Raw genomic sequence first — 3,253 nt, 5'->3', positions numbered from 1 at the left:
TCCTAAACCTGGCCGGCAAGTCCGTCTCATGCCGCTACAACACCCGCAACATGGCGGAGATTGTGCGCTCGCGCCTGGCAACCACGGAGGAACTGGGCCGCGCCATCGCCGCCTGCCGCACCGCGCCGCGCGACTGGTTCAACGCCAGCACCGGCACCATCTACCGGGATGCGCGTGACTGCCCCCAAACCGAGCACGACGGCGAACTTGGCTCCGGCTTTTCGGTCGCCGTGGCGCGGGGCTGGGAGGCAGCACTGGATGCTGCACCGGCGCCCGGGACGCGAAAGATTCCGCTGCGGATCACCATTGTGATGGGCCCGGGCGGAGGCGCGATGCGGCCCTTCGTGAACCTGGCCAGGCTGGGCCTGGGCGGGGCCATGGGGCCGGGCCGGCAAGAATTCAGTTGGATCCATGTCGATGACCTGTTCCGGGCCGTCCTGTTCCTGCACGACCACCCTGAAATGGCAGGCCCCGTCAACATCGGTTCACCGAACGTTGTCGACAACGCCACCCTGATGGCGGGGGTTCGCCGGGCTGTGGGTGTCCCGTTCGGGCTGCCCACCCCGGCCTGGCTGTTGAACATGGGGGCAGTGCTGATCCGCACGGAACCCGAGCTGGTGCTCAAAAGCCGGTGGGTGCAGCCGGCCACATTGAAAGGCGCCGGATTCACGTGGCGGCATCCGGACCTCGGTGAAGCGCTGGCGGACATCATGGCAAGGGGCCGCTGACATGTCCGGACCGGGGCGGTCTCAATCACGCCAGGTCCGCTTCAGCATGCGGTATGGGGCCCCTGCCCTGCTCCTGGGTTGGCTGATTACCTTTGTCCTCTTCTGCCTCGGGATGACGGCGGCCAGCCTGCTTGCCACGGGAGGGGACACCGGCCTGGGCTGGTACTTCCTGCCGATCTCCCTCATTTACGGGTTCCCGTTCGCCTCCATCCTGGGCCTGCCGCTGGCCATCCTGGCGGCCTGGCCGCTCCGCCGACTTCGCAGGCAGTGGCTGCATGTCTGCGCCTTTGCGCTGGCCACGGGGCTGGTCTTCTGGCTCGTGGTGGTTGCCGCCGCGGGCGGTTGGGCCGGCTCACTGTACGGCGCCGGAATTGGCCTCCTGGCCGCCGCGTGCGCCGCCGCCGGCCGTGCCGCGGTGATCCCGCTGGTTGCCCGGCGGAACCGGCCAAATCCTGCCGGACATCCATCCCCGTCAGCCGGTGGATATTCCGATAAGCTCGGCGCATGAGCTCTGCGCCCTCCATCACCGTCACCACGCGCACCATCGAATTGGCCGGTCCTGGCCCCGAATCGCCGCTGCCCTCGGTGCAGCCGCTGCTGGAGCCGCCCTACATTGTGGACGGCGGGATTCCGGAAGAAATCATCGAGGGATCCCGCTGGGGCAAGGCCCGGAACATCTACCCCTACCCGCTCCAGGACGGCTACTCGCGGGTCACCAGCGCAACGGAACTGACCGCCGTCGTGCTTGAAAACGGGCATGTGAAGGCGACTTTCCTGCCCCAGCTGGGCGGGCGGCTGTGGCAGCTCACGGACAAGGCCACCGGCAAGGAACTGCTCCACACAGGGGACCGGATCCAGTTTGCCAACCTGGCGCTGCGCAATGCCTGGTTTGCCGGCGGGATCGAGTGGAACATCGGCACGCGCGGCCATTCGCCCACCACCTGCGCCCCGCTCCATGCGGCCATTGTGCGTACGCCGGACGGGCAGGAGGTGCTGCGCATGTGGGAGTTCGACCGCCTGCGCGAGGTGGTGTTCCAGCTTGACGCGTGGCTGCCGGCGGACTCCCGCGTGCTGTTCACGGCCGTGCGCCTGCGCAACCCCAACGCCGAAACCGTGCCCATGTACTGGTGGAGCAATGCGGCCGTCCCGCAGAGGCCGGGCACGCGGGTCATCGCCCCGGCCTCGCGCGCCTACGCCACCGGGTACGACGGCGCCATGACGGTGGTGGAGCCCGCCGATTTCCGCGGCATCGACGCCACCTGGCCCGTGCGGAACCCGCAGGCCGCCGACTTTTTCTTTGACCTGGCTCCGGACCAGCGGCGCTGGGAAGTGGCCATGGACGACGGCGGCGACGGGCTTGCGCTGGTGTCCTCGCCGCAGCTGCGGGGACGCAAGCTGTTTGTTTGGGGCGAGGGCGCGGGCGGGCACCGGTGGCAGGAGTGGCTGACGCCGTCCGAATCCGGTGCCCCGCCGCGGTTGTATGCGGAGATCCAGGCCGGGCTGGCGCAGACCCAGTTTGAGCACGTGCCCATGCCGGCCGGGGCGTCCTGGCAGTGGGTGGAGGCCTACGGCAACGCCGCCCTGGACCCTGCCCTGGCTTCGGGGACCTGGGATGCCGCCGTCGACCATGCGGGGGAGCGGGTGGAGGCGCTGGTCCCCGGCGCTGTGCTGGATGCCGCGCTCGCCGACGCTGACCGCTGGGCGGACCTGCCGCCGTCGGACTTTGTGGTGGCCGGGAGCGGGTGGGGGGCCCTGGAGCGCGTGCGGCGCGAGGCCTCCGGCGCCGGCTGGATTGACGAGGCCGGCACGCCGTTCGCGCAGGAGACGCTGACGGCGGACCAGGCGCCGTGGCTGGAAATGCTGCGGGCGGATGCGGGTGGTGGGCAGGGGGTCTCGCGCCGTCCCTTTGCCGGGTCCGCCGCCTTTGTGCGCGGGCTGGATTGGGAGGAACTGCTTGCGGCCCGGCGCAATGAAAGTGCAGAAGCCGTTTTTCATCGCGCCGTCATGGCGCACGCCCGCGCCGATTTCAGCAAGGCCGAGGACCGGCGGGCAGTGGCCGCCCTGTACTCCCGGGCCATGGGCGGGCCCGTGACCGCGGAGATGGTCAGGGCAGGCAACTATCCGGACGGGATTGTCCGGGCGGGAGCTCCGCTCAGCAATCGAAGCAGGGCGCTGGCGTGCCGCGGCGTGGGCCTGGCGATGATTGCGGCGGGGGACATCGACGAGGGGCTGCAGCAGCTTGAGGCCGCCTGCGCCTCTGATCCCGGCAACCGGGCGCTTGCTGTGGAGGCCATGACGCTTGCGGTGGGCAACGGGCGGCCGGAGCTGGTGCCCTTTCTGGCGGAGCGGGCACCCCGGGCGCTGTCATCTTTGGGCAGGGTCCGGTTCCTGCTGGCCCGGGCAAAGGCGGATATGGGGGACAGCGCCGCTGCGGCCGCACTCCTGAAGGAGGGGATCGAGGTGGCCGACCTGCGCGAGGGCGAGAATTCCATCGCCGCGCTGTGGCAGAGGGTTTGCCCCGGCGA

Annotated in this window: 3 protein-coding genes; all 3 read left to right on the top strand. The window is 70.0% G+C overall.

Translation table 11 applies throughout. The annotated features are described in order from the left end of the window. A partial coding sequence (locus tag LPN03_RS20510; protein WP_262455729.1) for an epimerase occupies nucleotides 1-728 on the top strand: 728 nt, incomplete at its 5' end. A 1-nt stretch (nucleotide 729) separates the two neighbouring features. Then, nucleotides 730-1,236 carry a hypothetical protein gene (locus LPN03_RS20505; protein WP_262455728.1) on the top strand — a complete coding sequence of 169 codons (507 nt, stop codon included), beginning with the start codon at nucleotides 730-732 and terminating at the stop codon, nucleotides 1,234-1,236. After that, nucleotides 1,233-3,253: DUF5107 domain-containing protein (locus LPN03_RS20500; RefSeq protein ID WP_262455727.1), on the top strand; the 2,021-nt coding region annotated here is incomplete at its 3' end. The genes LPN03_RS20505 and LPN03_RS20500, both read left to right, overlap by 4 nt.

The sequence above is a fragment of the Arthrobacter sp. A2-55 genome, from assembly GCF_025548615.1.
Lineage (GTDB): Bacteria > Actinomycetota > Actinomycetes > Actinomycetales > Micrococcaceae > Specibacter > Specibacter silviterrae.
The sequence above is the reverse complement of the archived record's forward strand: the minus strand, read 5'-3'. Positions and strand labels throughout refer to the sequence as shown.

Excerpts from the sequence above, each read along its gene's own strand:
- LPN03_RS20505 (WP_262455728.1), top strand. The coding sequence starts at position 730 with ATGTCCGGACCGGGGCGGTCTCAATCACGCCAGGTCCGCTTCAGCATG.